This is a genomic window from Haladaptatus marinus, from assembly GCF_051194195.1.
In genome coordinates this window covers 137,027-161,085 of record NZ_JBLZNK010000001.1, presented here as the reverse complement: position 1 = coordinate 161,085, position 24,059 = coordinate 137,027, and the positions used below count along the sequence as shown (strand labels likewise).

20 protein-coding genes and 1 pseudogene are annotated in these 24,059 nt (G+C 58.9%); 7 read left to right on the top strand and 14 right to left on the bottom strand.

Going from position 1 to position 24,059, the window contains the following annotated elements:
* Positions 1-291: 291 nt before the first annotated feature.
* Positions 292-1,281 (bottom strand): NAD-dependent epimerase/dehydratase family protein, encoded by a 990-nt coding sequence (locus ACN2TU_RS00810; protein WP_435151811.1) that lies wholly within the window; start codon positions 1,279-1,281, stop codon positions 292-294.
* Between the two features lie 132 nt (positions 1,282-1,413).
* On the opposite strand from ACN2TU_RS00810, the gene ACN2TU_RS00805 reads away from it, so the two are divergent.
* Entirely contained in the window at positions 1,414-2,148 is a 735-nt protein-coding gene (locus ACN2TU_RS00805) for a GNAT family N-acetyltransferase (protein WP_435151809.1), read from the top strand.
* Positions 2,149-2,165: 17 nt separating this feature from the next.
* Here ACN2TU_RS00805 and ACN2TU_RS00800 read toward each other — a convergent pair whose 3' ends face one another.
* The 7 genes from ACN2TU_RS00800 to ACN2TU_RS00770 all read right to left on the bottom strand — a co-directional run bounded on the left by ACN2TU_RS00800 (position 2,166) and on the right by ACN2TU_RS00770 (position 13,906).
* Positions 2,166-2,567: a hypothetical protein gene (locus ACN2TU_RS00800; protein ID WP_435151806.1), complete on the bottom strand. Its 402-nt coding sequence runs from the start codon at positions 2,565-2,567 to the stop codon at positions 2,166-2,168.
* A gap of 93 nt (positions 2,568-2,660) precedes the next feature.
* Positions 2,661-7,172, bottom strand: coding sequence for a glutamate synthase large subunit (gltB, locus tag ACN2TU_RS00795; RefSeq protein WP_435151803.1), 4,512 nt, complete (start codon positions 7,170-7,172; stop codon positions 2,661-2,663).
* A gap of 227 nt (positions 7,173-7,399) precedes the next feature.
* Entirely contained in the window at positions 7,400-7,900 is a 501-nt protein-coding gene (locus ACN2TU_RS00790; protein ID WP_435151800.1) for an Lrp/AsnC family transcriptional regulator, read from the bottom strand.
* A gap of 209 nt (positions 7,901-8,109) precedes the next feature.
* Positions 8,110-10,242 carry a polyphosphate kinase 1 gene (ppk1, locus tag ACN2TU_RS00785; protein WP_435151798.1) on the bottom strand — a complete coding sequence of 711 codons (2,133 nt, stop codon included), beginning with the start codon at positions 10,240-10,242 and terminating at the stop codon, positions 8,110-8,112.
* 21 nt (positions 10,243-10,263) lie between these two features.
* Positions 10,264-10,953 carry a metallophosphoesterase family protein gene (locus tag ACN2TU_RS00780; protein ID WP_435151796.1) on the bottom strand — a complete coding sequence of 230 codons (690 nt, stop codon included), beginning with the start codon at positions 10,951-10,953 and terminating at the stop codon, positions 10,264-10,266.
* 576 nt (positions 10,954-11,529) lie between these two features.
* A complete protein-coding gene (gene proS, locus ACN2TU_RS00775) occupies positions 11,530-12,984 on the bottom strand; it encodes a proline--tRNA ligase (protein ID WP_435151793.1) in 1,455 nt (484 codons plus the stop codon).
* Between the two features lie 460 nt (positions 12,985-13,444).
* Positions 13,445-13,906, bottom strand: coding sequence for an 8-oxo-dGTP diphosphatase (locus tag ACN2TU_RS00770; protein ID WP_435151790.1), 462 nt, complete (start codon positions 13,904-13,906; stop codon positions 13,445-13,447).
* 115 nt (positions 13,907-14,021) lie between these two features.
* Between ACN2TU_RS00770 and ACN2TU_RS00765 the strand changes: the two genes are divergently transcribed.
* Positions 14,022-14,408: a DUF7994 family protein gene (locus ACN2TU_RS00765; protein ID WP_435151787.1), complete on the top strand. Its 387-nt coding sequence runs from the start codon at positions 14,022-14,024 to the stop codon at positions 14,406-14,408.
* A 19-nt stretch (positions 14,409-14,427) separates the two neighbouring features.
* On the opposite strand, the gene ACN2TU_RS00760 is transcribed toward ACN2TU_RS00765, so the two are convergent.
* Positions 14,428-14,904, bottom strand: a complete 477-nt coding sequence (locus ACN2TU_RS00760; protein WP_435151784.1) for a DUF7984 family protein — start codon at positions 14,902-14,904, stop codon at positions 14,428-14,430.
* Between the two features lie 366 nt (positions 14,905-15,270).
* Here ACN2TU_RS00760 and ACN2TU_RS00755 point away from each other — a divergent pair, with 366 nt between their 5' ends.
* From ACN2TU_RS00755 to ACN2TU_RS00740, 4 genes and pseudogenes are all read left to right on the top strand, one after another.
* Complete coding sequence (locus ACN2TU_RS00755; RefSeq protein ID WP_435151781.1) at positions 15,271-17,187, top strand: beta-CASP ribonuclease aCPSF1; 1,917 nt, start codon at positions 15,271-15,273, stop codon at positions 17,185-17,187.
* 77 nt (positions 17,188-17,264) lie between these two features.
* Positions 17,265-17,816 (top strand): NUDIX hydrolase, encoded by a 552-nt coding sequence (locus ACN2TU_RS00750; protein ID WP_435151778.1) that lies wholly within the window; start codon positions 17,265-17,267, stop codon positions 17,814-17,816.
* 161 nt (positions 17,817-17,977) lie between these two features.
* On the top strand, positions 17,978-18,277 hold the full coding sequence (locus tag ACN2TU_RS00745) for a hypothetical protein (RefSeq protein WP_435151776.1): 300 nt from the start codon (positions 17,978-17,980) through the stop codon (positions 18,275-18,277).
* Positions 18,278-18,289: 12 nt separating this feature from the next.
* Positions 18,290-18,559: pseudogene (locus ACN2TU_RS00740) on the top strand (NUDIX domain-containing protein); the annotation flags it as partial.
* Here the strand turns inward: ACN2TU_RS00740 and mce are convergent.
* The 4 genes from mce to ACN2TU_RS00720 form a co-directional block, all read right to left on the bottom strand.
* Positions 18,556-18,939 carry a methylmalonyl-CoA epimerase gene (gene mce / locus ACN2TU_RS00735; RefSeq protein ID WP_435151773.1) on the bottom strand — a complete coding sequence of 128 codons (384 nt, stop codon included), beginning with the start codon at positions 18,937-18,939 and terminating at the stop codon, positions 18,556-18,558. The pseudogene ACN2TU_RS00740 and the gene mce overlap by 4 nt on opposite strands.
* Positions 18,940-19,003: 64 nt before the next feature.
* Positions 19,004-20,269: a WD40/YVTN/BNR-like repeat-containing protein gene (locus ACN2TU_RS00730; protein ID WP_435151771.1), complete on the bottom strand. Its 1,266-nt coding sequence runs from the start codon at positions 20,267-20,269 to the stop codon at positions 19,004-19,006.
* Between the two features lie 76 nt (positions 20,270-20,345).
* Complete coding sequence (locus tag ACN2TU_RS00725) at positions 20,346-22,028, bottom strand: acyl-CoA mutase large subunit family protein (RefSeq protein WP_435151768.1); 1,683 nt, start codon at positions 22,026-22,028, stop codon at positions 20,346-20,348.
* A 498-nt stretch (positions 22,029-22,526) separates the two neighbouring features.
* A complete protein-coding gene (locus ACN2TU_RS00720) occupies positions 22,527-23,126 on the bottom strand; it encodes a GNAT family N-acetyltransferase (protein WP_435152426.1) in 600 nt (199 codons plus the stop codon).
* Between the two features lie 158 nt (positions 23,127-23,284).
* On the opposite strand from ACN2TU_RS00720, the gene ACN2TU_RS00715 reads away from it, so the two are divergent.
* A complete protein-coding gene (locus ACN2TU_RS00715; RefSeq protein WP_435151765.1) occupies positions 23,285-23,566 on the top strand; it encodes a hypothetical protein in 282 nt (93 codons plus the stop codon).
* On the opposite strand, the gene ACN2TU_RS00710 is transcribed toward ACN2TU_RS00715, so the two are convergent.
* On the bottom strand, positions 23,563-24,024 hold the full coding sequence (locus tag ACN2TU_RS00710; protein WP_435151763.1) for an MGMT family protein: 462 nt from the start codon (positions 24,022-24,024) through the stop codon (positions 23,563-23,565). The two genes, ACN2TU_RS00715 and ACN2TU_RS00710, sit on opposite strands and share 4 nt — an antisense overlap.
* Positions 24,025-24,059: the final 35 nt, after the last annotated feature.

Below are 24,059 nucleotides of genomic sequence, written 5' to 3'. Positions count from 1 at the left end.
AAAAGGACGTTTCGAAGAGCACGTCAGTCGTGTCAATGGAATCAGGATAACGTCCACTCTATTTTGAGTGTCATCGAGAAACATCCACGCTATCTTTGAGAGTGTCGTCGGGAAATCACGACGAATTCAAATCGACCGATTCGACACCAATTCGAATGACACACTGCTAGTTTCGTCGTGGCGGTCGTGTATTGTCGTGAGTCGTCGTCAGCAATAGACACACAGAGCCTGAAAAGTAAGAACATCAGAAAGCCATACCCTGCAAGTCGGACGGAAACCGAATCTCGCAGGCTATATCGTATCGAGAACGCCCAGAACCTTCTCCTCCTTTTCACGACCGGGGTCGTGGTCGCTCCCGTCGCGGTCGCTCTCCAGATGCTCCTCGACCGCCCGTACCATCGCTTCCTCCACGGGCGTCGATTCCCACCCGAGCGACGCCAGTTTGGTCGTATCGAGGACGTGCGGGTAATCCCGATAGAGGATGTAGTCGTCCACCGAGAGACCGCCGGTCGAGAGTTCGCGGTCGCTGGCGTGAACGAGTTCCACGTCGGTCTCGAACGCGTCCGCGATGAGGGTCACCATCTCGTCCATCGTGACGAGCTGCTGGTCGCCGACGTTGTACGATTCTCCCGGTTCGCCCTCCTCGGCCACGATTCGGAGGGCACTGGCCACGTCCTCGACGTAGGCGCGGTGCCAGAGGTTCTGCCCGTCGCCGGGGATGAGGAGTCGATCGTATTGGTTTACCCGGTCGAGCCAGAAGTCGAGGCGCTCGGTGTAGTCGTGCGGGCCGTAGACGATACACGGTCGGACGCTCATCGCGTTCACGCCACGTTCCGCGGCCTCGAAGATTGCGCGGTCGCCTTCCGCCTTCCGCGGGCCGTAGGAGTCGTGGGAGTCGTCGGTGGTCTGTTCGGGCGTACAATCACAGAGTTCCGTCTCGTTTTCGCGCTTGGGAATTACTTCGGCCCCGTAAGCACTTCCACTGGAGATGTAGACGTAGCCGTCCACGTCGGCGAAGATTTCGGTTGCGGCACGAACCTCGCGGGGTTTGTACGCCACACAGTCGATAACGATGTCCGGGGCAACGTTCTCCTTTGCTCGTTCGAGCGCGGAATCGTTCGTCCGGTCGCCCTCGAAGTGGCTGACGCCATCGCTATCGGCGAACGGGTTGTCGTGATTGCCGCGGTTGAAGATGGTCACGTCGTATCCGTTGTCGAGTAGGTCAGTGACGAGGTGGCGGCCGATGAATCGGGTACCACCGATAACGAGTGCGCTGTCCATGGCGGGGTGATTTCGGGTGGTGGCGCAAAACGCTACCGAAGGCGGAGAACTGGGGTCGGTGCCGTGGTTTGGCGGGCACGCAATTTCGCTGGCCGGTAGAATGTTTATCTCTCATGCCACAGTAGTCCAAGTATGCAGGTACGCGAAGCGAGAACGGAGGACATCGCCGGAATGCAAGACGTAGCCGAGCGGTCGCTTTCGGCTTCCTACTCACATTTTGTGGACGAAGAGGTCATCGAACACGCCGTCGAGGAATGGTACTCCAACGAGAACTTGGAATCGGAGTTCCAGAGCCGGGGGATGCTGTTCCTCGTCGCGCTCGAAGGTGGGGACGTGGTCGGGTTCTCCCAGAGCGATATGCTCCCCGACGTTCCGGAGGGCAACATCCTCTGGTTACACGTCGACCCCGACCATCGTGGAGAGGGTGTCGGTACGGCACTCCTCGGCCGCACGCAGGAGGAACTCAAAGAGAAGGAGGTCGAGAAGTTGATGGGTCTCGTCCTCGCCGACAACGAGGAAGGCAATCAGTTTTACGAGGAACACGGCTTCACGAAAGTCAGCGAACGCACCGCCGAAATCGGCGACCAGACGTACACCGAGAACGTCTACGCGGAGACCGAAGAGGCAGTGTTGGAACTCCGTGAGTACGAGGACAGAACGCTGTACATCAACCGTGCGGAGAGCAGTCGCGGGTCGAAAGCACCCTTCTTCGCCGTCTTCACCGACGAGGACGCCGAAAATCGCTACGGCTACTTCTGTTCGAACTGCGAATCGTTCGACAACTCGATGGACAGCATGGAGCGAATCCAGTGCAACGACTGCGACAACAAGCGGAAGGCCGCCCGGTGGGACGCGGCGTACCTCTGAGTCCGCAGCGAGTCGTCTCAGTGCTTCGTCGGCAGGATACCGAAGACGGACGGGCGAACGATGCGAATGACGACCGTCGCCACGGAAGCCATGACGAGAACCGATGTGACGGTCGTCCAGTTCGCGGACAGATGCGCCCATAGCAGATAGATACTGACGAGATATAGCGTCGTCAGGAGGACAAGGTCTTTCAATTCACGACCGCCTTTGAGTTCCCGGCCAGTTCTCAATCGAACCGTGATGACGACGAGCGACATTCCGGCGGCAGTTGCAAACGTCGCGCCGAGAAACGTCGGGAGCGCCATATCGAGTTCGGGCGTCGAGTTCAGGATGAGGCTCCATCCGAGGAGACTGAAAAAGAGCCAAGCTGCCGTACGTCCGAACTCTTCACGGACGATGCGATTCGTTTGCTGATTCATGGAGGGTAATAGACTGTCTCGGTACGGAATGAAAAATCTTCTCCGAGAGCATTCTCGGTCAAATACATCGACGCTCGAAATGAAGCGGTGCGGTCAGTCCGCACCGCTTCTGACGGCGCTCGCGTTTTCGTCCACTCGTGCCTTCGGTGGCGGGGAGTTGCGGACATCCTCGCGACCCTCCTCAGCCACCGCACGCTCGTAGGCCTCGGGCATCACTTTCACGAACTGGACTAACGCTTCCTCCCACTCTGCCAGCAATTTCTCGGCGCGTTCGCTTCCGGTGTATGTCGCGTGATTCTCCACGAGACGGCGGAGGACGCGCTCATCGCGGGGCGAGAGGTCGGTTTCGAGGCTGACCATGTCGGTGTTGGTCTTTTCCGCGAACGCTCCATCGTCGTTTAACACGTAGGCGACGCCGCCGCTCATTCCGGCGGCGAAGTTTTCGCCAACGTCGCCCAAAACGGCCACGACGCCCCCGGTCATGTACTCACAGCCATGGTCGCCGACGCCTTCGACGACCGCCTTCGCGCCGCTGTTGCGGACGCCGAACCGCTCGCCAGCGACGCCGTTGATGTACGCTTCGCCCTCGGTCGCGCCGTATAGGGCGACGTTGCCGACGACGACGTTTTCGGCATCGTATCCCGAATCGTTCGGGATTTGCACGGCAATTCGACCGCCGGAAAGTCCCTTTCCGACGTAATCGTTTGCGGTTCCGGACAGGAACAGATCGACGCCCGACTGGCAGAACGCGCCGAAACTCTGCCCGGCGGTGCCCTCGAACCGACAGGAGATGGTTCCATCGGGGAGTCCGGATTCGCCGTACACTGCCGAAATTCGACTGGAGAGCATCGCGCCGACCGTTCTGTCTTGATTCGAAATCGTTCCTTCGATTTCGACCGACTCGCCGTCCTCGATGGCCGATTGTGCAGCAGTCAGCAGGACATGGTCGAGATGGTCGTCTGTGTCATGGTCTTGTTCCCGCGTTTTCGTTCGATTGTCGTCGCCTTTTCCACCATCAACGGGGTCGGCCAGCACAGCAGAGAGGTCGAGACGGCAGGCTTTCGAGTGGGTCGTCTCGCGTTGTTGGAGCAGTTCCACACGGCCGACCATCTCCTCGACGGTTCGGATGCCGAGTTCGGCCATGATTTCGCGCAGTTCCGTGGCGATGAACGTCATGTAATTGATGACGTGGTCGGGTTCACCGGGGAATCGCTTCCTGAGGTCTTCATCCTGCGTGGCGATGCCGACCGGGCAGGTGTTATTGTGACACTGACGGGCCATCACGCATCCACTGGTGACCAAACTGGCGGTGCCGAACGAGAACTCCTCAGCACCCAAGAGGGCCGCGACTGCAACGTCGCGGCCCGTCTTCATCCCGCCATCGACGGTGACTTTGATGCGGGAACGAAGCCCCGTTTGACGGAGCATCTGGTTCGCCTCGGCGAGGCCGAGTTCCCACGGCAACCCGGCGTTTTTGATGGACGTTCGCGGACTCGCGCCGGTTCCGCCGGAGTGACCCGAGATGTGAACCACGTCTGCGTTCGCCTTGGCGACGCCAGCGGCAATCGTCCCGATACCGGCCTCCGAGACGAGTTTCACGTTGATGTCCGACCCGTCACTGGCCGTCTTCAGGTCGTGGATGAGCTGTTTCAAATCCTCGATACTGTAGATGTCGTGCTGTGGCGGCGGCGAGATGAGGCCGACACCGGGCGTGGCGTGACGGACGTGCGCTATCGCTTCGTTCACCTTCCCGCCGGGAAGGTGACCGCCTTCGCCGGGTTTCGACCCTTGTGCCATCTTGATTTGCAGTTCGTCGGCGGACTGGAGGTACCTACTCGTAACGCCGAATCGACCGCTGGCGACCTGCTTAATGGAGCATTCGCGCTCCGTGTCGAATCGCTCCGGCGGTTCGCCACCCTCGCCCGTGTTCGACTTGCCGCCGATTCGACTCATCGCAATCGCGTTGTTTTCATGCGCTTCGGGCGACAGCGACCCGAGACTCATCGCCGCCGTAGAGAAGCGTTGGACGATATCCTCGACGGGTTCAACTTCCTCGATTGGAATCGGCTCCCGCCCGTCGATGTCGAACTCAAGCAGGCCGCGGAGCGTTTGCAGTCGCTCGTTCTGATCGTTTATCTCGCTGGCGAACGTTTGGTATTCCCCCTCGTCTCCTTGCCTGACGGCGCGCTGGAGCGCGCCGACGGTCTTCGGGTTCCACTGGTGGTGAATCCCATTCGAGCGGTGTTCGTACTCGCCCTGTCGGGCGAGTTTCGGGTCATCGCCGCCATCGAACGCCGTCTCGTGACGGGCGAGCACATCGGCCTCGATTTCATCCAGACCGATTCCCTCGGTGCGGTTTTCGGTTCCCGTGAAGTATTCGTCAACGACATCGCCGTTCAGGCCTACTGCTTCGAAAATCTGAGCACCGCGGTAGCTCTCGACGGTCGAGATTCCCATCTTCGCCATCGTCTTCAACAATCCCGTCTCCAACGCCGAGACGTAGGCGTCGATGGCCTCGGATTTCTCCGCTCCCTCGGGCCCGGCCACCAAATCCGCGATGGTCTCGTAGGCGAGGTACGGATTGACCGCACCTGCACCGTAACCGACGAGCGTCGCGAGGTGATGAACCGTTCGCGGGTCACCGGACTCGACCACGAGTTCGGTTCGGGTTCGCATACCCTCACGGACGAGATGGTGGTGAACCGCACCCGTCGCCAACAGGGAGGGAATCGGAACTCGGTCGTCGCCGGTTTGGCGGTCGGAGAGGATGACGATTTCCACATCCGCCTCGACCGCATCGCGGGCTTCGGCACGCACACGCTCGATGGCCACCTCGAGGCCGATGTCCGGGTCGAAGGTGATATCCACCACTTCGGTCGTGAGGTCGGTTTCCGTCACCGCCGACAGTTCCGAATCGGTCAATACCGGCGAGTCGAGGACGAGTTGCCGGGCGTGGGCCGGCGACTCTCCGAGGAGATTTCGCTGACGACCCAGTCGGGTTTCGAGGCTCGTTACCAGTTCCTCGCGAATGTAATCTATCGGCGGGTTCGTCACCTGCGCAAACAGCTGTTTGAAATACGAGAACAGCGGGCGGTCGAAGTCCGAGAGCACCGAAAGGGGCGTGTCGTCGCCCATCGACCCGACCGGGTCTTTCCCCTGCCGAGCCATCGGTTCGATGAGTTCGGTCAGTTCGTCGTCCGTGTAACCCCACACCGCCTGTCGCGCGCGAAGCGGCGGGGTCGTATTGGACGCGCGAACGGAACTGCCCGGTTCCGACGTGTCGGGGCCGGGAAGACGCAGTTGTTCCCGTTCGACCCACTCGGCATATTTTCGGTCGGTCAGTTCCTCGAACACGTCCTCGTCGGAGACGACGCCACCGGCCTCGGCGTCGGCGAGAAATAGTTGTCCGGGTTGGAGACGGCCGCGCTCGACGATTTCGTCGTCAGGGATGTCGAGCGCGCCGACTTCGCTCGCCATAACGAGGCGGTCGTCTTCGGTCACGTCGTAGCGACAGGGACGCAGTCCGTTACGGTCGAGCACCGCGCCGACGCGCTCCCCGTCGGTTGCGGCAACGAGCGCGGGACCGTCCCACGGTTCGACCAACGAGGCGTGAAAATCGTACCACGCCTGTCGGTCGTCGTCGGTTCTCGACCGCCACGCCTCCGGAACGAGCATCCGGAGGGCGTGTGGCAGGCTTCGTCCGTCCTGCAGGAGCAGTTCGAGAACGTTGTCCAAGGAGGCCGTGTCACTTTGGTCGCTTCGCGTCACGGGCATGATTCGGGAGATATCATCGCCGAGTCGCTCGCTTTCGAGATCGGTTTCACGGGCGGTCATCCAGTTGACGTTCCCCTGGATGGTGTTGATTTCGCCGTTGTGGATGGTTCGGCGGTAGGGGTGTGCGAGGTGCCACGCGCCGAGCGTGTTGGTGGAAAAGCGGGCGTGAACCATGGCGACGGACGATTTAAATCGGTCGGCGGCGAGGTCGAGGTAGTAGTCCGAGAGTTGTTCACCCGTCAGCAGACCCTTGTAGACCAGCGTTTTGCGGTCGAGCGAGCAGACGTAGAACCGGTTCCCGTCCTCGGTTTCCGGACTTCCAATTTCACGTTCGAGGACGCGCCGGGCGACGTACAACGTCGTGTCGAACGTTTCGACGGATTGGTTGGCGCTCGGTTCAACAAAGCACTGGACGACGGCGGGCTCGGAATCGAGCGCAGTTTTTCCGAGGTCGGCGTTGTCGGTCGGAACGGCGCGCCAGTGAAACACGGACAGTCCTTCGGATTCGAGACCGGTTTCGACTCGTCGCTGGAGAGCGCGTCGTGCGTTATCGTCGCGGGGGAGAAACAGCTGTCCGACTGCGTAGGTTTCGGGGAGTTCGCAGTCGAGTTCCGCCGCGAAAAAGTCGTCCGGTCGTTGAACGAGAATTCCGGCACCGTCTCCGGTGTTCGGTTCCGCACCCGTCGTCCCGCGGTGTTCGAGATTTGTGAGGAGCGAAAGCCCGTCGGTGACGGTTTTGTGGTCGGCGGTGGCATCGGCGTCGAGGTTCATTACGACGCCGACACCGCAGTTCGACCGTTGGTCGGTTGGGTCGGCGAGGTGCGTCGTCATATGCGACCGCATGGCAAAGATGCATAAGAGGTTTCTCCTGAAGGAATAAGGGAACATCATTGTCAATATGTGTTCCTTATATATTGGACATGTATTTGATTTCACAGCCAGAAATTTCGATTATCACAGTTGTATTGCTACCTGTCCGAGGAGCATCTCGAATCGACCAAGAAATAATAACGAACGGCCACTCGATATCGTTCGTTATTCGCCGCCGATATCGTCCGTTATTCGCTATCGATCAGCTTCTGTAAATCGTCGTCGTCGTAGTTCACCAGCAGTCTCGATTCGTCCTTGAACGTCTGCAAAACGACCTGCGTCGAGGAGTGTTCGACCCCTTCAGTGTGAATGATGCTGTCGATGTAATCCTGCAAATGGTCGTGGTCTCGTAGGTGCGCGATTATCGTGAACGATTTGTCACCGAGCATGAAGTAGACGGTCTGGACGGCGGAGATGTCACAGAGGGCGTCACCGATTTCCTCGTATCCCGGCCCGTATTCGCTCCGAATCTCCGTGATTGCGGTGAGTTCGAGACCTAGTTCGCGGGCGTCGAGTTTCGAGACGGTTCCCGAGAGAATTCCTTGTTTTCGATACTTATCAAGTCGGTAGTAGACGGTCGAGGTACTGATACCCAGTTCCTCGCTTACCTCGTCCACATCGATGTCACCCTCCCGGTCGAGCCAGCGAAGGATTTTGAAGTCCTTTTCGTCGAGATTGACGTCGGCCATATCTAACCAATCGTAGTCGGGTTTCTAAAACTTTGCTAAGGATTCGTGGTTTGGATGAATTTAGATGCGATAGATTTCAACACGTGTCTACAGAAGTGATTGTTCCAGCACACCTCATAAATATGTTTGAAATTTATGAACTGTAGTGCATATACTTTTCTTTTTGAAACCCAGGACGAAAAGACATCTGGAACAGTTCGGGATGTTCGCTATTCGTCGACCGAGCGTCGAGCGCGTTCCATGAGAACTCGATGTGTGTTTCGAATCGGGTCGTCCCCAGGTTGGCGCTGCCGATAACTTCCATCCGAATTCATCTCCCAACATTTGCGATTATCGGCGCGCAGTACGTCGAGAACCGTCTGGAGTTCCGAACGAAGCTCCGAGCAGGTGACGGGTGTAATCGTCTCAACGCGGTCGTCCAAGTTGCGGGTCATCCAATCGGCAGACCCGATGAAGTACCGTGGGTTGCCGTCGTTTTCGAAGTAGTAAATACGTGAATGTTCGAGGAACCGTCCGACGACACTGTAGACGTTCACTGTCTCGCTGATGCCCTCCAACCCCGGGCGGAGACGGCAGATGTCCCGAACGATCAGGTCGATATCGACGCCAGCCATCGCGGCGCGATACAGCTCTTCGACCATTTTCGGGTCTTCGAGCGCGTTCATTTTGGCGACGATTTTAGCATTCGTTCCCTCGCAGACCAGTTCCGCCTCGTTGCGAACCATCCGCGTGAATCGCTCGCGCATGTTGCCGGGCGCAATCAGGAGCTTTCGATACTCCTCGTGGTGGGTGTGGCCGGTGAAGAAGTTGAACAGTTCTGTCAGATCCTGACCGATTTCGCGGTCGGCGGTGAGCAATCCGAGGTCGGTGTACGTTTTTGCGGTTTCGGAGTGGTAGTTTCCGGTCGCGATGTGTGAGTACAATCGTACTCCATCTCCCTCTTCGCGGACGACAAGTGCCGTCTTGCTGTGCGTTTTGTAGCCGATGGTTCCGTAGGCGACGTGAATCCCTTCCTCTTCGAGGCGTTTTCCCCACTCCAAATTGTTCTGCTCGTCGAACCGCGCTTTGAGTTCGACCATCACCGCGACCTGTTTTCCGTTCCGTGCCGCTTCGATGAGGCTCTGGACGACCTTCGAGTCGCTGGCGGTTCGGTAAAGAGAAAGTTTGATAGCCAACACGTCGGGGTCGGTTGCAGCCTGTTCGAGGAACTTCTGTACCGTCTCGTCGAACGAGTGGTACGGATGGTGGACGAGCACGTCTCTCGACCGAATTTCCTCGAAGATGTCGAGTTCGTCCTCGGTCGGCGTCAGCCGTGGGTGTGGCTGTGGTGTCCACGGGTCGAGTTTCAAATCAGGTCGATCCAGCTCGACCAAGTCCATGAAGTCGTTGAACCCGAGCGGTGACGGGCGCTCGAACACCTCACATTTGTTCACATCGAGCTGTTCTATCAGCAAGGCACGGACTCTGTCGGGCATATCTCCCTCGATTTCGAGGCGGACGACTGTCGCGAATCGACGCTCGCGAAGCACCTCCTCGATCATGTCGATGAGGTCTTCCGCGACCTCTTCGTTCTTTCGTACCTCCGCGTTTCGTGTCACCCGAAACGTCGAGCAGTCGATGACGTCGGTGTTCGGGAAGAGCAAATCGAGATTTGCGGCGACGACCTCTTCTAGCAGAACGAAGGTCGAACCGTCGCCGACCTGCACCAGTCGCGGTCGGTTGCCGGGGATTTTCACGCGGGAGAAGGTCGGCTCGTCAGCCTCGTTTTCGCGGGTCAACACCGCGAGTGACAAGCTGAGGTTGGAAATAAACGGAAACGGATGGGCCGGGTCGAACGTGAGCGGTGTCAGCGTTGGAAGGACGGAACTCTGGAAATACTCCCGAAGTTCCTGTCGCTCCGATGGCGAACAGTTGTCGTGGGAAACGATGTCGATACCGGCGGCGGCGAGCGCGTCGTGAATCACGTCGTCGTAACACGCCGACTGGTAGGCAAACATTTCACGAGCGGTGTCGAGGATTTCTTTCCACTGTTCGGACGGCGTCCGCCCGTCGGGCGTCTTCTCGGTTACGTTCGCGGCCATCTGCTGTTTCAGCCCGCCGACGCGTTTACGGAAGAACTCGTCCATGTTCGTCGTGAAAATGGCGAGAAACTTCACCCGCTCCAGCAGTGGGTTTCGCTCGTCAAGCGCCTCGTGGAGCACACGCTTTTGAAACTCCAACTGACTCAGTTCGCGGTTTAGATAATATTCCGAAGTGGAGAGGTCGATATCTTCGGTATCCGGTTCGTTCCCATGTTGACTATCGCTATGCTCGTCGTCCGGTGGTAGCTCGTGCTCTGACATAATGCGTTGTGGAGGACACATTCATGGGGACTGGGGCGTAACGATGGAATCGTTGCTTCGTTCTTTTCCCCGTCCAACCGAGGGCTGTGCGACGAACTCGTCGCGTCGATAATCGTAGGCGGTGAGCGACCCACCGTACACACACCCGGTGTCGAGACCGACCGCGGACTCACGTTCGATGGGACGTTCGAGCACCGTATGACCGAAGAACACTCGACGCGAGTCGTCGTATCGTTCGAACCAGAACGGGCGGTCGTAGCTACCGTCCGGTTGGAGGGAGCGCGTCGTTTGCAGCTCATCGACCGAATGTTCGAAGAGCGGTTTTCGGGGGTGAACGCCGCCGTGAACGACGAGCGCGTCGTCCCACGAAATCGCTACAGGGAGCGAAGCCACGAACTCGCGTTCGGCCGGGCCGAATTCGGGAAGGACGGCGTCGCAGCGAAGGAGTTTTTCCTCGTTGTTCCCCCGAACCGAGAGCAGGTTGTCGTTCGCTTGCACGAGTTCGAGAACGCCGAGGCTGTCCGGCCCCTTTCGAATCAGGTCGCCGACGAACACGACGAGGTCGCAGTCGCTCACCGAGAGCATGTCGAGAAGCGATTCGAGTTCGGTTAGACAGCCATGAACGTCCCCAACGACGTAGATATTTTCCCACTCGTCGGCGTCGATTCGTCGATGAGGCACCTCGTCGGCGAATGTCGGGTTCGAATCCATTGTTGGTTCTGAAGCCGTGTGTGGTCGGAAAAACGGCCTCGTCGGTGCAGGAGACTCGTGGGGCAGTATAAACAATTTATAATTTCTGTCAGTATTGCAAGTGAGGGATACATAGTGGAACATACTCGAATTGTCTACGAAGGAACTATTCTCTATTTTCAAATAGTGGACAACAATACCGATTGAATGATTTCAGACACAATGGTGTCAAACCATACAAAAACGGTTTTGGGGACTCTTGCGGCAGGATACAGCGTCAGTATCACTCTCGGAATCAACCAGATTGGACTTTCTGCAATCGTTGGCTTGTCAACCCTATTCGTCGCGACCCCACTCATGCTTCACTTCACTCGTACCGGCTCAATCGACTCCGACTCCGTGTTCAAAATGGGCCTCGCGTTCGGAATCGGACTGTATCTATTCGGTGCAGCCACGCTCCTGTTGTTCGACTCGCCAGGTATTGTCAAATATGCGTTACCAGTTCGACTTGCCGCGATATCTGTTTTCGCGTATATAGCGGTCTACCGAATCTAAGACGCGCTCTTATTCCAGCAGATGCCAAAAGGAAAGTCCTTCTCAGTACGATTTGGCGAAGTACGCCGTTTCCTCGCTTTCGTCGCCACAAATCGCACACTCGTCACCGATTGGCTCCTCGTCGCGGTCGAGGGGTACCATCACTATTTCCGCCGAAATCGGCTCTTTGATGGCTTCCTCACACTCCTCGTCGCCACACCACGGCGCCTTCACGTAGCCGCCGTGTTGGCCGATGGTGCCGAGGATGTCCGCTCGGGAGTCAGCTTCGCGGATGTTGGCTTCGAGGGTCTCTTCGGCCGCTTCGTACATTTTGTCGTAGACGACCGTGAAGTGGTCAGCCATCGCGTCGGCGATTCCGGCGCGGTCTTCCACGACATTCTCGCCGTCGGGTCGGTGGACGACGGTAATCTCGTCGTCTTCGACCTCATGCGGGCCGATTTCGAACCGGACGGGAACGCCTTTCAGCTCCCACTCGTTGAACTTGAACCCGGGGTTGCGTTCGTCGCGGTCGTCCAGTTCGACACGGATGCCCTCGGCTTCGAGGTCGTCCGCGATGCCCTCGGCGTAGGAGAGCACTTCCTCGCGGTTTTCATCCTGCCAGATAGGGACGATGACGACCTGTTCGGGTGCGAGCGCGGGCGGGCAGACGAATCCCTGCTCGTCGCTGTGAGTCATGATGAGCGCCCCGAGTGCACGCCACGAGAGTCCCCACGAGGTGGTGTGGGCCACGCGCTCGTCCTCGTTCTCGTCGGTGAAATAGAGGTCGTAGGCCTCCGCGAAGCCCTGTCCGAGGTAGTGGCTCGTCCCGCCCTGCACGGATTTTCCGTCGGGCATCAGGGCTTCCACCGTCGTCGTGGTGTGCGCACCGGGGAACTTGTCGTGTTCGGGTTTCCGACCGCGCATGACCGGAATCCCCAGCACGTCTTCGTAGAGGCGTTCATACTGCGAAAGGCGGGTCATCGTCTCGTCCCACGCTTCGTCTTCGGTTTCGTGGGCGGTGTGGCCCTCCTGCCAGAGGAACTCCTTGGTGCGGAAGAACGGCTTCGTATCGGTGGCTTCCCAGCGAATCACGCTACACCACTGGTTGAGTCGCAGGGGCAGGTCGCGGTGACTTCGCACCCACTGGCTCATGAACGGCGTGATGATGCTCTCGCTGGTGGGGCGGAAGGCGAGTCGCTCTTCGAGTTCCTCGTGCCCGCCGTGGGTCACCCACGCCACTTCGGGGTCGAACCCTTCCACGATGTCACTTTCGCGTTCGAGGTAGCTCTCGGGGATGAGTGCGGGGAAGTAGGCGTTCTGTGCGCCCGTGTCCTTGAACCACGCGTCGAGGTGGTTTTGCAGGCCTTCCCAGAGTGCGTAGCCACGAGGGCGGGTGACGATGAATCCACCCATGGGGGCGTAATCCGCGAGCCCTGCCTTCTGTACCACTTCGGCGTACCAGTCGCCAGGACTGTGTGATTTCGACTCGGTGATACCGAGTTCCTGGTCGTTGCTCATACTCGGAGGTCAGCCACGAGAATAATAAACCCGCGGTGTTCGATATCGGTTCGGGCGGGAACGAGAGAACGTCCCGGATGGAGGTTCGTGTTTTTGTAATCGATTAGTGCTCGCGGTGATCAAATACCCAGTCTACTGGCACGCGAGTATCGCGCGAGGTCTTCGTGAGCGGAGCGATCGAATGGCTCGTCGGAGCGTGTCTCTGACGGTGGACGACCGAAACAAGCGCCAGCGAGTAAGGGAGTCGGTTGGGGAGGGTGTGTGCGGTACGATTGGAGTCGGCAGTTGCCAACGAGGGCGAAGTGAAAAACAGTGAACGACGGCGACTGGGACAACGAACAGAACGGTGCGCACCGAAACGTAAAATGATTCTCGCAAGACGGTCGAGCGATGGCTCCGAAGAGTCAATCACGGTGATGCCAACCTACATTCCAAAGTCATTCTTTCCCCGAACACCGTCTCAAAAATCCACACCCGTCTCCAGTTCGTGCGCGATCATCTCCTCCCCGTCCGAATCGAATCGGAACCGACCCGAAAACGTCTCACCGGAAAACAGATACGGCATCCAGAGGCGGTCGTCCTCCCACATCTCGTCGTAGGGAACGTTCTCGAAGTCAAACCACTGCGGGTCTGCCTCCGGCGTCTCCCGTGGCTTTCCAGCAAACTCTTCGGCTCGAAAGACGTGGACGAACATCTTCGGTTCGTCGCCGAATACGAACTCGAACTCGCCGACCTTGGTCGGGTCGGTCACCGACACCTGGATTTCCTCCTCGACTTCTCGAACGGTGGTTTCACGGGGTGTTTCCCCATCCTCGACCTTTCCCCCAGGGCCGACGAATTTTCCCTCCCCGAGTCCACGCTTCTTGCGAATGAGCAGGACGCGTTCGTCACAAATGGGATAACAGAGCGTTGCGGGTTGCATATCGGTTTGCTGTCGCGGTTTTCGTATCAGTGTTCCGATTTTTTAGATGGGGCGATTCTACGATGCGAACATCAGTGGGACAAGGTATTTAGGTTCAATTCACAAACAAAATCGTATGGAAGCGCCGACTACTGGAGGAATGAAGCGACGTTGGGCGCGCTGGCTAGAGATATTTCTCCTCCTCCTCAACCTCGGTCTACTTTTCGTCTTCGGATTCGACGTGCTCGCTGAGCCGAATCGATTCGTCCAAATTGCCCTCGGCATGGTCGGTGGCTTGCTTCTCGTCCTTTCGAGCATTGACCTCCCATGGAACGTCGAATGGTACCAACTGGCCGGAATCGGCGTCATCTGTCTCGCGTCGTCCTATCTGTTCGCCAATCTCTTGGCCGAAGACGACCTCTGGTGGGTCGCCGTAACGACAATCGGCGCTCTCTCCCTAGGATACATGGGATTCGATATGGCACGCGGCGGGCGTCATTTCGATGTCAGCGCGGATGGCTAACTTGATTCCTGCAACTTGACTACTCCACCGAAAACGGACTCTCCGTTTCCGTCCACTTCCACCCCGGCAGTCGCGTCTGAAAGCCGGCGGCGAGGGCGGCGTCCAGGTCGTCCATACCGGCCACCGCCCCGTCCTCGTGGTGGAGCACATCCGCGAAATGGAAGGTGGCTTCGCCCAACAGTCGGAGGGGTTGATTGCCCGCGATCATTCCGGCGAGTTCCCGGCCGAGGAGTTCGTCCACGACGAACCCGGGGTAGTCGTCTTCCACGTCTAATTCGCGAAGAACGGCGACCAATCCGGCGACGTTCACCGCGAGGTCGCCGTCCGCGAAGACGGCATCCACTTCCTCTCGGTAGTCGGAATCCGTGACCCCGGCGACGGTCGTATCGAATGCATCGCCGAGTTCCCCTCGGACGTGATTGATGAGCGTCACGACCTCGGTTCGGTTCCGCATCCATTCGTATTCGCTGGCAACGCGGGACGGGGAAAGCTGCATAGGAGAACCTTGCGGAGAACGAGTTTAGTTGTACCGTCGGCCGTTCAGTCTCACATCCGGGCGACCCGATACGGGCCGAGAGACGACGAGTCAAGAGTATTGAGAAGGCTTTTATAATCCTATGGATTACTATGTGATAAGCGGGTTTTCCTGTGTCCCCATGAGCAGTTGGCTTTCGGAGACCGGGACCACACTATGCGCATCAGTGCGCGACATCACAATCCCGCAAAAATAAGCGAGACAATCTATGCTGTGCTGTATGAGTCGTAGTGATTACGGTGTTCGAACGCACCGTATACGACACCACCCGAGATATCGGACAAGCAGCATTCGCGCTCTCAACGGACGAAGCGGACTGTTTTCACCATGAGTAAAGTAGAGCAACAACTCGAAGACCTCAAAGCAACGATTACGAGCGAACTGCCGAGCGACATTTCGGTGTCGGACGTTAAATACGAAGGGCCCGAACTGGTCGTCTACACGCGCGACCCGAAGAAGTTCGCGCAGAACGGTGACCTGATTCGAAAACTGGCGAGCCAACTTCGAAAGCGAATTACGGTTCGTCCCGACCCGGACGTGCTGTCACGGCCCGACACTGCCCGACAGGATATCCTCGAAGTCATTCCGGACGAAGCGGGCGTTACCGACCTCGATTTCCACGTCGATACCGGCGAAGTCGTCATCGAAGCCGAAAAGCCGGGCATGGTTATCGGCAAACACGGCAGTACGCTCCGGCAAATCACGCAGGAAGTCGGCTGGACACCCGAAGTCGTTCGCACGCCGCCGATCGAATCATCGACGGTGTCGAACGTTCGCAACTTCCTGAAACAGGAACGCGAAGACCGACGTGACATTTTGGAGAAGGTCGGGCGGCAGATTCACCGTGAAGAGATGAGCAACGAGGAGTGGGTTCGCATCACCACACTCGGCTGCTGTCGCGAAGTCGGTCGCGCGAGTTTCATCCTTTCAACGCCGGAGACGCGAATCCTCATCGACTGCGGTGACAAGCCCGGTTCCGACGATGTGCCGTACCTCCAAGTCGAAGAGGCACTCGGCGCGGGTGCGAGTACCATTGACGCGGTAGTGCTCACCCACGCTCACTTGGACCACAGCGCGCTCATCCCACTCCTGTTCAAATACGGCTACGACGGGCCGATTTACACGACCGAACCGAGTCGCGACCTGATGGGTCTGCTCCAACTCGACTACCTCGACGTGGCCGCCAAGGAAGGCCGCGTTCCACCATACGAGAGCGAGATGGTTCGAGAAGCGATTAAACACACCATTCCGCTTGAATACGGCGATGTGACCGACATCGCGCCGGACGTGAAACTCACGTTCCACAACGCGGGCCACATTCTCGGCTCTTCCGTTTCACACTTCCACATCGGCGATGGACTCTACAACGTCGCGTTCTCGGGCGACATCCACTACGAGGACACCCGCCTGTTCAACGGCGCGGTCAACGACTTCCCACGCGTCGAAACGCTCGTCCTCGAATCCACCTACGGCGGTCGGAACGACTATCAGACCGACCAGGCCGACTCGGAGGAGAGACTCAAAGAGGTCATCAACGAAACGTACGAGAAGGGCGGCAAGGTCGTCATCCCCGCGTTCGCGGTGGGTCGCTCACAGGAGATGATGCTCGTCATCGAGGAAGCGATGCGAAACGGCGATATTCCGACGATGCCGGTGCATCTCGACGGGATGATTTGGGAGGCGACGGCCATCCACACGACGTATCCCGAATACCTCCGTGATGACCTCCGCGACCGGATCTTCCACGACGACGAAAATCCGTTCCTCGCACCACAGTTCAACCACATCGACGGCGGCGAGGACGAGCGACAGGACGTCGCCGACGGCGACCCGGCAATCATCCTCTCCACCTCCGGGATGGTCACCGGCGGCCCCATCATGTCGTGGCTCGAACACCTCGGCGGCGACCCGGACAACACGATGGTCTTCGTTGGCTACCAGGCACAGGGGACGCTCGGTCGGCGCATCCAAACCGGGTGGGACGAAATCCCGCTCAACGGACGCGGCGGACGAAACAAGACGCTCAGCCTCGAAATGGACGTCGAGACGGTCGATGGCTTCTCCGGACACGCCGACCGCGCCGGATTGATGAACTTCGTGAAGACGATGAACCCGCGCCCAGAGAAGGTGCTCTGTGTCCACGGTGACGAGAGTTCGACCCAAGACCTCTCCTCGTCACTCTACCACGAGTACAATATCCGAACCTTCGCGCCGAAGAACTTGGAGACGTTCCGCTTTAAGTAATATCGCCGTCGCTCTACCGGAATTCACTCCGTTTCGAACGATACCCTGATGTGAATGTGGCTTTTTGATTCGGTGCCATGTCGCTGGCCGAGCGGATGCGAGTTGAAATAGACGACCGAGTCGAACGGTTGCGAAACCGATACGGCGACTTTCCGATTTGCGAGACGACCGTCGAAAACGACCGCGATTTTTTCGCCCACGGCCGCGAACTCGCCGAAGATGGTTGGCTCGGCGATGCAGGCGCGTTCGTAACCGATGGCGACGGACGGGCACTGTTCATTCGCCATCCGAACGCCCCCGAAACGTGGGGCGTTCCGGGCGGGGGCCACGAACCAGGAGAGAGCCACGCGGAAACGGCACTCCGGGAAGTTCGAGAGGAGACGGGCATCGAATGCGAGATAACCGGCGTCTGGTGCGCCCGACGAAAAACGATTGTATCGAAGACGAACCGCGACCAGCGGTTGCAGGTGCTGACCGTTCAGTTCGACGCACGGGCGATGGAGACGGCAGAAACATCGACGACCGACGACGAAGAGGTTCTGGAGGCGAGGTGGTTTGTCGACCCACCAGAGTCGGTCTTTGGTTTCCTCGAACCGAGGGTACAGGCATGGGCCAACGGTGACGAGTAGAGTTTCCATACCCTAATTGAGTCGGGAAACCAATGCCCAGCGATTCCGATGAATACGTCACATGGCGATGTGAGATAGAGAACTGCCGCGTCGTTCTTCGGCTCGATAGTGTGAGTTCGTTTCGATCGAATTATATTTCCGGTGCCACTCGGATGGAATCCATGTCCACCGAGGAAAATCGCACGACAGTCGAAACCCGAATGGAGCGACTCCGAGATGAGTACGGAGACGTACCGGTCGAAAACCAAACGTGGGGGCGTCCGCCCGAAGCGTTCGAGAAACTCCTCGGCTACGCCCGCGATGGCTATCTCGGCGGGGCATATGCGTGGGTCGTCCGGACTCCGGCGGATGCGCCGTCGCTGACCGACTCGATGTCGGATAGCGCCCTCGACGACCATCCTCGGGTTCTAATGATCCTCAATCGCGGGGCGAATTCGTGGGGATTGCCCGGTGGCGGATGAGAGGATGGTGAGACGTTCGAAGGGACGGCGGTTCGAGAGGTCGAAGAAGAGACAAACATTCGCTGTTCGCTCACGGAACCGTTCTTGCTTCGGAGGGCGACGGTCGTCTCCGAAGGAAATCACGAAGAGCGGATTCACCTCCTGTACGTCTTCTTCGACGCCGAGTATCGAAGCGGCACGATTGCGATTCAGGGCGGCGAGCTGAACGGTGCGGCCTGGTTCGCGGAACCACCGGAACGATTGCTTCCAGCGAACGAACGGCGTGCGGAAGACTGGTTTTAGTGCTCGACGAATTCGATGAGCACGCTGCCCGTCGATTTCGGATGCAAAAAGGCCACGTCGTGACCCCACGCGCCGAGTCGTGGCTCTTCATCGATCAATTCGACATCGTGTTTTCGGGCGGTTTCGAGCGCGCCTTCGATATCGTCGGTTTCGAGCGCGACGTGGTGGATTCCGGCACCGCGATTGTCCAAATATCGGGAGATGGTTCCCTTCTCCATCGGCTCCAGCAGTTCGAAGTAGCTCTCGCCGAATTCGAGGAATACGACGCACAGGCCGTCGAACTCCTCCTCATGGGCGATTGGCGCGTCGAAGAGGTCAGCGTAGAGGGCTGCCAGTTCGCTCGCGTCGTCGGTCGCGATGCCGAGATGGTCGATGTGCATGGTCAAAACTCATCGGCAGGGGGTATAATTTCGATGAATCGTGACGAGCGGAGCTGGCGACGGTCTACTGGTCGTCGGGCTTTCCCTGCGACTTAGGCATGACCCGCTCGACTATCGTTCCTCCCGCTCCGACAGCTATCCCGCGATTAGAATCGATGGTGACCCCTCGAAGCTCGTTCGCTGTCGTTACGATCCGCTCCCACTCCGCCGTCGAATCGGCCCTTCCGCGTTCGTAGACGACTCCGTTTGCTCCACAGACGACTGCCTGCTCATCATCCCGTGCGAGCGCCCGGAGGGGGTCGTCTCCCAGTCGGGTCGGCGTCCAGTTTCCATCGGCGTGTCCGTGGAGAACACCGTCATCGTCGGTAACGGCGCAATCACTACGAGCGATCGCCGCGATATCCGTGAGGGTTCCGTTCACACCACCGACGCCGATTTTCCGGAACGTCTCGCCGCCGTCGGTCGTTTCGAATACGGAATCGTTCGTATCACAGCAGTAGCCGACTGAGCGATCCACGAACGTCACGGCACACAGGCTCGACCCGCTTCCGGGTTTCGTGGATCCGTCCCATGCGAGGTCGCTATCCCGATAGCGACCTCGCAACACCTGGCCGGAACCGTTGACGAGCAGTATCGCCGCGTCGTCGGTTCCCGAGACAGCGATATCCGTCCAGTTGTCGGTGATTCCGGAGGGTGCGGAGTAGTCGGTGTGTCGGCCGGTTTCCGTATCGAGACGACCGAGGGAGCCGCTGTCGCCAGCGAACCAGACGCTCCCTCCGCCTTCCGTCGTGTCCGCGCCGCGGAGGGTATTCCCACCCGCACCCGGCCCGTCCGAAAGGAGGACCCGCCACTCGGAGTCCGACGTTTCATCGTCCGCGAGCACGACACCGTCTTCACCGACCGCATAGGCACCCACATCCGTGGTGACGGCGTCGAACAGCGTTTTGTCGGTCGGCGTATCGGCCGTCGTCCAGTGTGGTTTTTTCGCTGGAGTCGTTTCTGTAGGTTCGTTGGAATCCTTCGCGGCGGCTGCCTCATCGGACGTATCCACACTTGCAGTGGTGTCAGGATTCGACTTTGAATCCGGAATGGTATCCGATTTCCCGATTTTATCAGTACTCGATTCGACACCGGAAACGTCCGCACCGCGAAAATAGAGCACGATTGGTGGAAGGACGTACACTGCAACCGCAACGACGGCGAAGCCTCGATGCGCGAACGTGAGCATCCCGAACGCGGTCAATCCCGCCGTCGCCAGCGCGTGTATCCACGTCTTCGTGTAGCGGCGATAGAACGGAACGAATCCGCGAGAGGAGGCAAACGAGGTCATTATTTAGTCGTTGTACTGGAGACGGGTGAGACTTTTCGCCGCGAGGAAAAACAAAGTCGGTGCGGTAACAGAACCCTTAGACCGCAGTTCCGGGGCGGTATTCGCCGAACACGTCCCGGAGAACGTTGCAGATTTCGCCGACCGTGGCGTAGGCCTTCACGGCATCGATGATGTACGGCATCAGGTTGTCGTCGCCTTCCGCAGCAGTGCGGAGTGCGGAAAGTACCTCCTCGACGCGTTCGTCGTCACGTTCCGCTCGAACCTCGTTCAGGCTCTCGATTTGGCGGCGTTCGTCTTTCTCGGTGACCTCCTGGATGTCCATCTCGGGCTCCTCGTCCACCTCGAACTCGTTGACGCCGACGATGGTTCGCTCGCCCGCCTCGACTTCCTGCTGGCGGTCGTATGCCACATCCTGAATCTGGCGCTGTACCCATTGACTCTCGATGGCCGATGGCATCCCACCCTTCTCGTCGATGGTGTCGAGCAGGTCGAACGCCTCTTCCTCCAAATCGTCGGTCAGTGCTTCGACGTAGTAACTTCCCGAAAGCGGGTCGATGGTGTCCGCGGCCCCACTTTCGTGGGCGAGGATTTGCTGGGTTCGGAGCGCGGTTCGCACGCTCTTTTCGGTCGGGAGCGCGAGCGCTTCGTCCTTCCCGTTCGTATGAAGGCTCTGGGTTCCGCCGAGTACCGCAGCGAGCGCCTGATACGCGACCCGCACCACGTTGTTGTCGATTTGCTGGGCGGTCAGGGTAGAACCTGCCGTCTGCGTGTGGAACTTGAGCTGTTTCGATTTCGGGTTCTCCGCGCCGAATCGCTCCTCCATGATGGTCGCCCACATTCGCCGGGCCGCACGGAACTTCGCCACCTCTTCCAGAATGTTGTTGTGCGCGTTGAAGAAGAACGAGAGCTGTGGTGCGAACTCGTCCACGTCCAGTCCAGCGTCGAGTGCGGCCTCGACGTATGCGATTCCGTCGCCGAGCGTGAACGCCAATTCTTGCGCCGCCGTCGCGCCAGCCTCGCGGACGTGATACCCCGAAATCGAGATGGTGTTGAACTTCGGCGTTTCCTCGGCACAGAACTCGAAGATGTCCGTGATAACCCGCATCGACGGCTCCGGCGGGTAGATGTAAGTGTTTCGCGCGATGTACTCCTTCAGCAGGTCGTTCTGAATCGTTCCCCGGAGTTGCTCGCGGGGAACGCCCTGTCCGTCGCCGACCGCAATATACATCGCCAGCAGGACGGAGGCGGGCGCATTGATGGTCATCGACGTGCTCACCTCATCCAGCGGAATCCCGTCGAAGACGGTCTCCATGTCGGCCAGCGTGTCGATGGCGACGCCCGACTTTCCGACTTCGCCTGCCGACATCTCGTCGTCGGAGGTGTACCCCATCTGGGTCGGCAGGTCGAATGCCATCGACAGCCCGCTCTGGCCGTTGTCGAGCAGGTAGTGATAGCGTTCGTTCGTCTCGTCCGCCGTCCCGAACCCGGCGTACTGGCGCATGGTCCACAGTCGTCCGCGGTACATCGTGGGGTAGACCCCGCGCGTGTAGGGGTCTTCACCTGGGAAGCCGAGATCCTCCTCGTACTCCATATCGGCCACGTCGTTCGGCGTGTAGAGTCGGTCTACCGACTGCCCGTCCGTATCGGTCGTGAACTCCTCCTGTCGCTCTCCGAATCGGTCGAGCGTCGGGCCGAGTGTCTCTTCCTCCCAGTCGTCTTTCCCCCGGCGGATTTCTTCGAGGTCGTCCGCGTCGAACATTGTTTGGATTGTTGCGGGGCTGAGCCTTAAGAGTTGACGGACTGCAATGGCGATGGAGTAGGTGGAGCAGTGGTAACGGTAATGAGCCAGAAAGCCCTCAGTCACCAGGACAGTTGAACGGACGAGTTAACGCTCTTTCGTGAATTTCTGGTGTGTGCGCGCTGTTGCTGGTCGGTTCTAGTCCACCGGCGCGTGCGATGGACGCGCGAGGGACGACCGAAGCGAGCGCTAGCGACTGCAAGGAGTCGGTTGGGGAGGCGTGTGGGCGGTTGCGGTGGCGGGGTGGGACTGAAAGGGGCCGTCCGTTGGACGAAGGACGAACCCGTAAGCACCGCAAACCGAGCGAAGCGAGGTGAGGAGCGCAGTAGGTTGCGCCCGAGTTCAGCGGGCAGGGGCTTTCTGGGACGACATCATCGCAGGAGCAAATCCTCCAGACCTCATAAACAAATCCTCTACAAACACCGACCCAAAAACGACGGCAAACGTCCAACACAGAATCTACTGCCTTCCGGTGTCGTATTTGTAGGTCGCCTCGTCGGGGTCGATACCAAACTCCTCGGCCATCTCGTCGGCGTCGCTCTCACCTGCCCCCGTGTCCTCCCGTGGCCGGGCACTTTTGAACCGTTCGCGCAGACGGTCCGGCATCTCGAACTCGCCGACCGAAAGCACCATCGGAATGGCGTCCGGTTCGATGCTGTCGCGCTTCGCGTCGAGTCTATCCTGCAGTTTCGGGGGCAACTCGTTCGTGTCGATGGCGGCGAATCCGAACTGGGCGAGATAGTCGGGAACACCGACGAGGGCGTACACCGCCTCGAATTCGTTGTCCCCGGCTTTATCGATGAGCCGCTCGATGACGTGTGCGCCGACACCCTGTTCGCGCCACGACGCCACGACGCCGATGCTGGTCAACTCGCAGATTTCGGGAGCGTCTTCCGGTTTGTGAATGCGAATACGGCCGAATCCGGCCTTTTCACCCGACTCTTCGTCGATGGCGATGACGTAGTCACGGGACCGGAAGGCGGTTTCGTCTAACCCCATCGCCTCGATGTTGTCGAGTAGCCAGACCTCCTCTCTGTTTTTCGCGTCCCGGACGTACATGTGCGGAGATACGTTGGCAGTCATCAAAAAGTCACCCACCGCGATAGCAAGGAGAATCAGAAATGTTTTATTCGAACCCGTGAAATGACGGATTAATAAATCATCCGAAGGGGACGTCGCGGGCAATCGTTGCACTCATCTTTGGCTTGTTCGCGGCGGTGTTCGTCGCCATCGGGTACGGGGCGATAGCCGACGATCGAACTGCGACATTCGCGGGAGAGTTGCTGTTTTCCTTCCTCTGGATTCCGTTAGGTGCGGCGTTGATACTCGAACGGGAGACGACTGCGCTAACCGTGGTTATCGCGGGGTCGCTGGCGTTGAGTGGCGGCGTCGAACTGTATCTCGCCGTCGCCTCGAATCCACAACTCGGAGAGAACGCTGCAGATATTCCGAGAATGGTGGGAATACTACTCTGGGCGTTCCGCTTGCAATCCGACTAAAGCCCTTCCAGCGACCGCAGTTTCTGTTCCACCTCCGGCGGTGCCGAACTTGGGCCGTCACGAACGCGGTGGTCGGGAACCAGGAGTGGCGCGGGGTTGCTGTCCAGCGCGGTTCGCACGAGGTCTAAATCTGCTTCTTCTGTGTGGTCGATTCCGGTGGTCATTCGGGCCAGGGTTTCGACGTTTACCTGTTCGCCGTACGGTACTTTTCGCACCGCTTCGAGGACGTTTCGCTGGTCGGTCGGGAGTGTTAGTGCGACCTGCACGTCCTCGAAATCGTCCTCCACGCCCTCCAAATACGCGATAACTCTGTCAAGAACCGCATGGTCTTCCTCGGCGTCAGCGTCCGCCTCGCGGGGAAACGTGATGCGCAAGACGCGACCGCTCGCAACCCCCATCTGCACGAATCGCTCCAAATACGGCGATTCCTGTGCGTAGATACCGGCATTCTCGTCCATGCTGGGGGAAACGCACCTCGGAAACTTCAAGATTC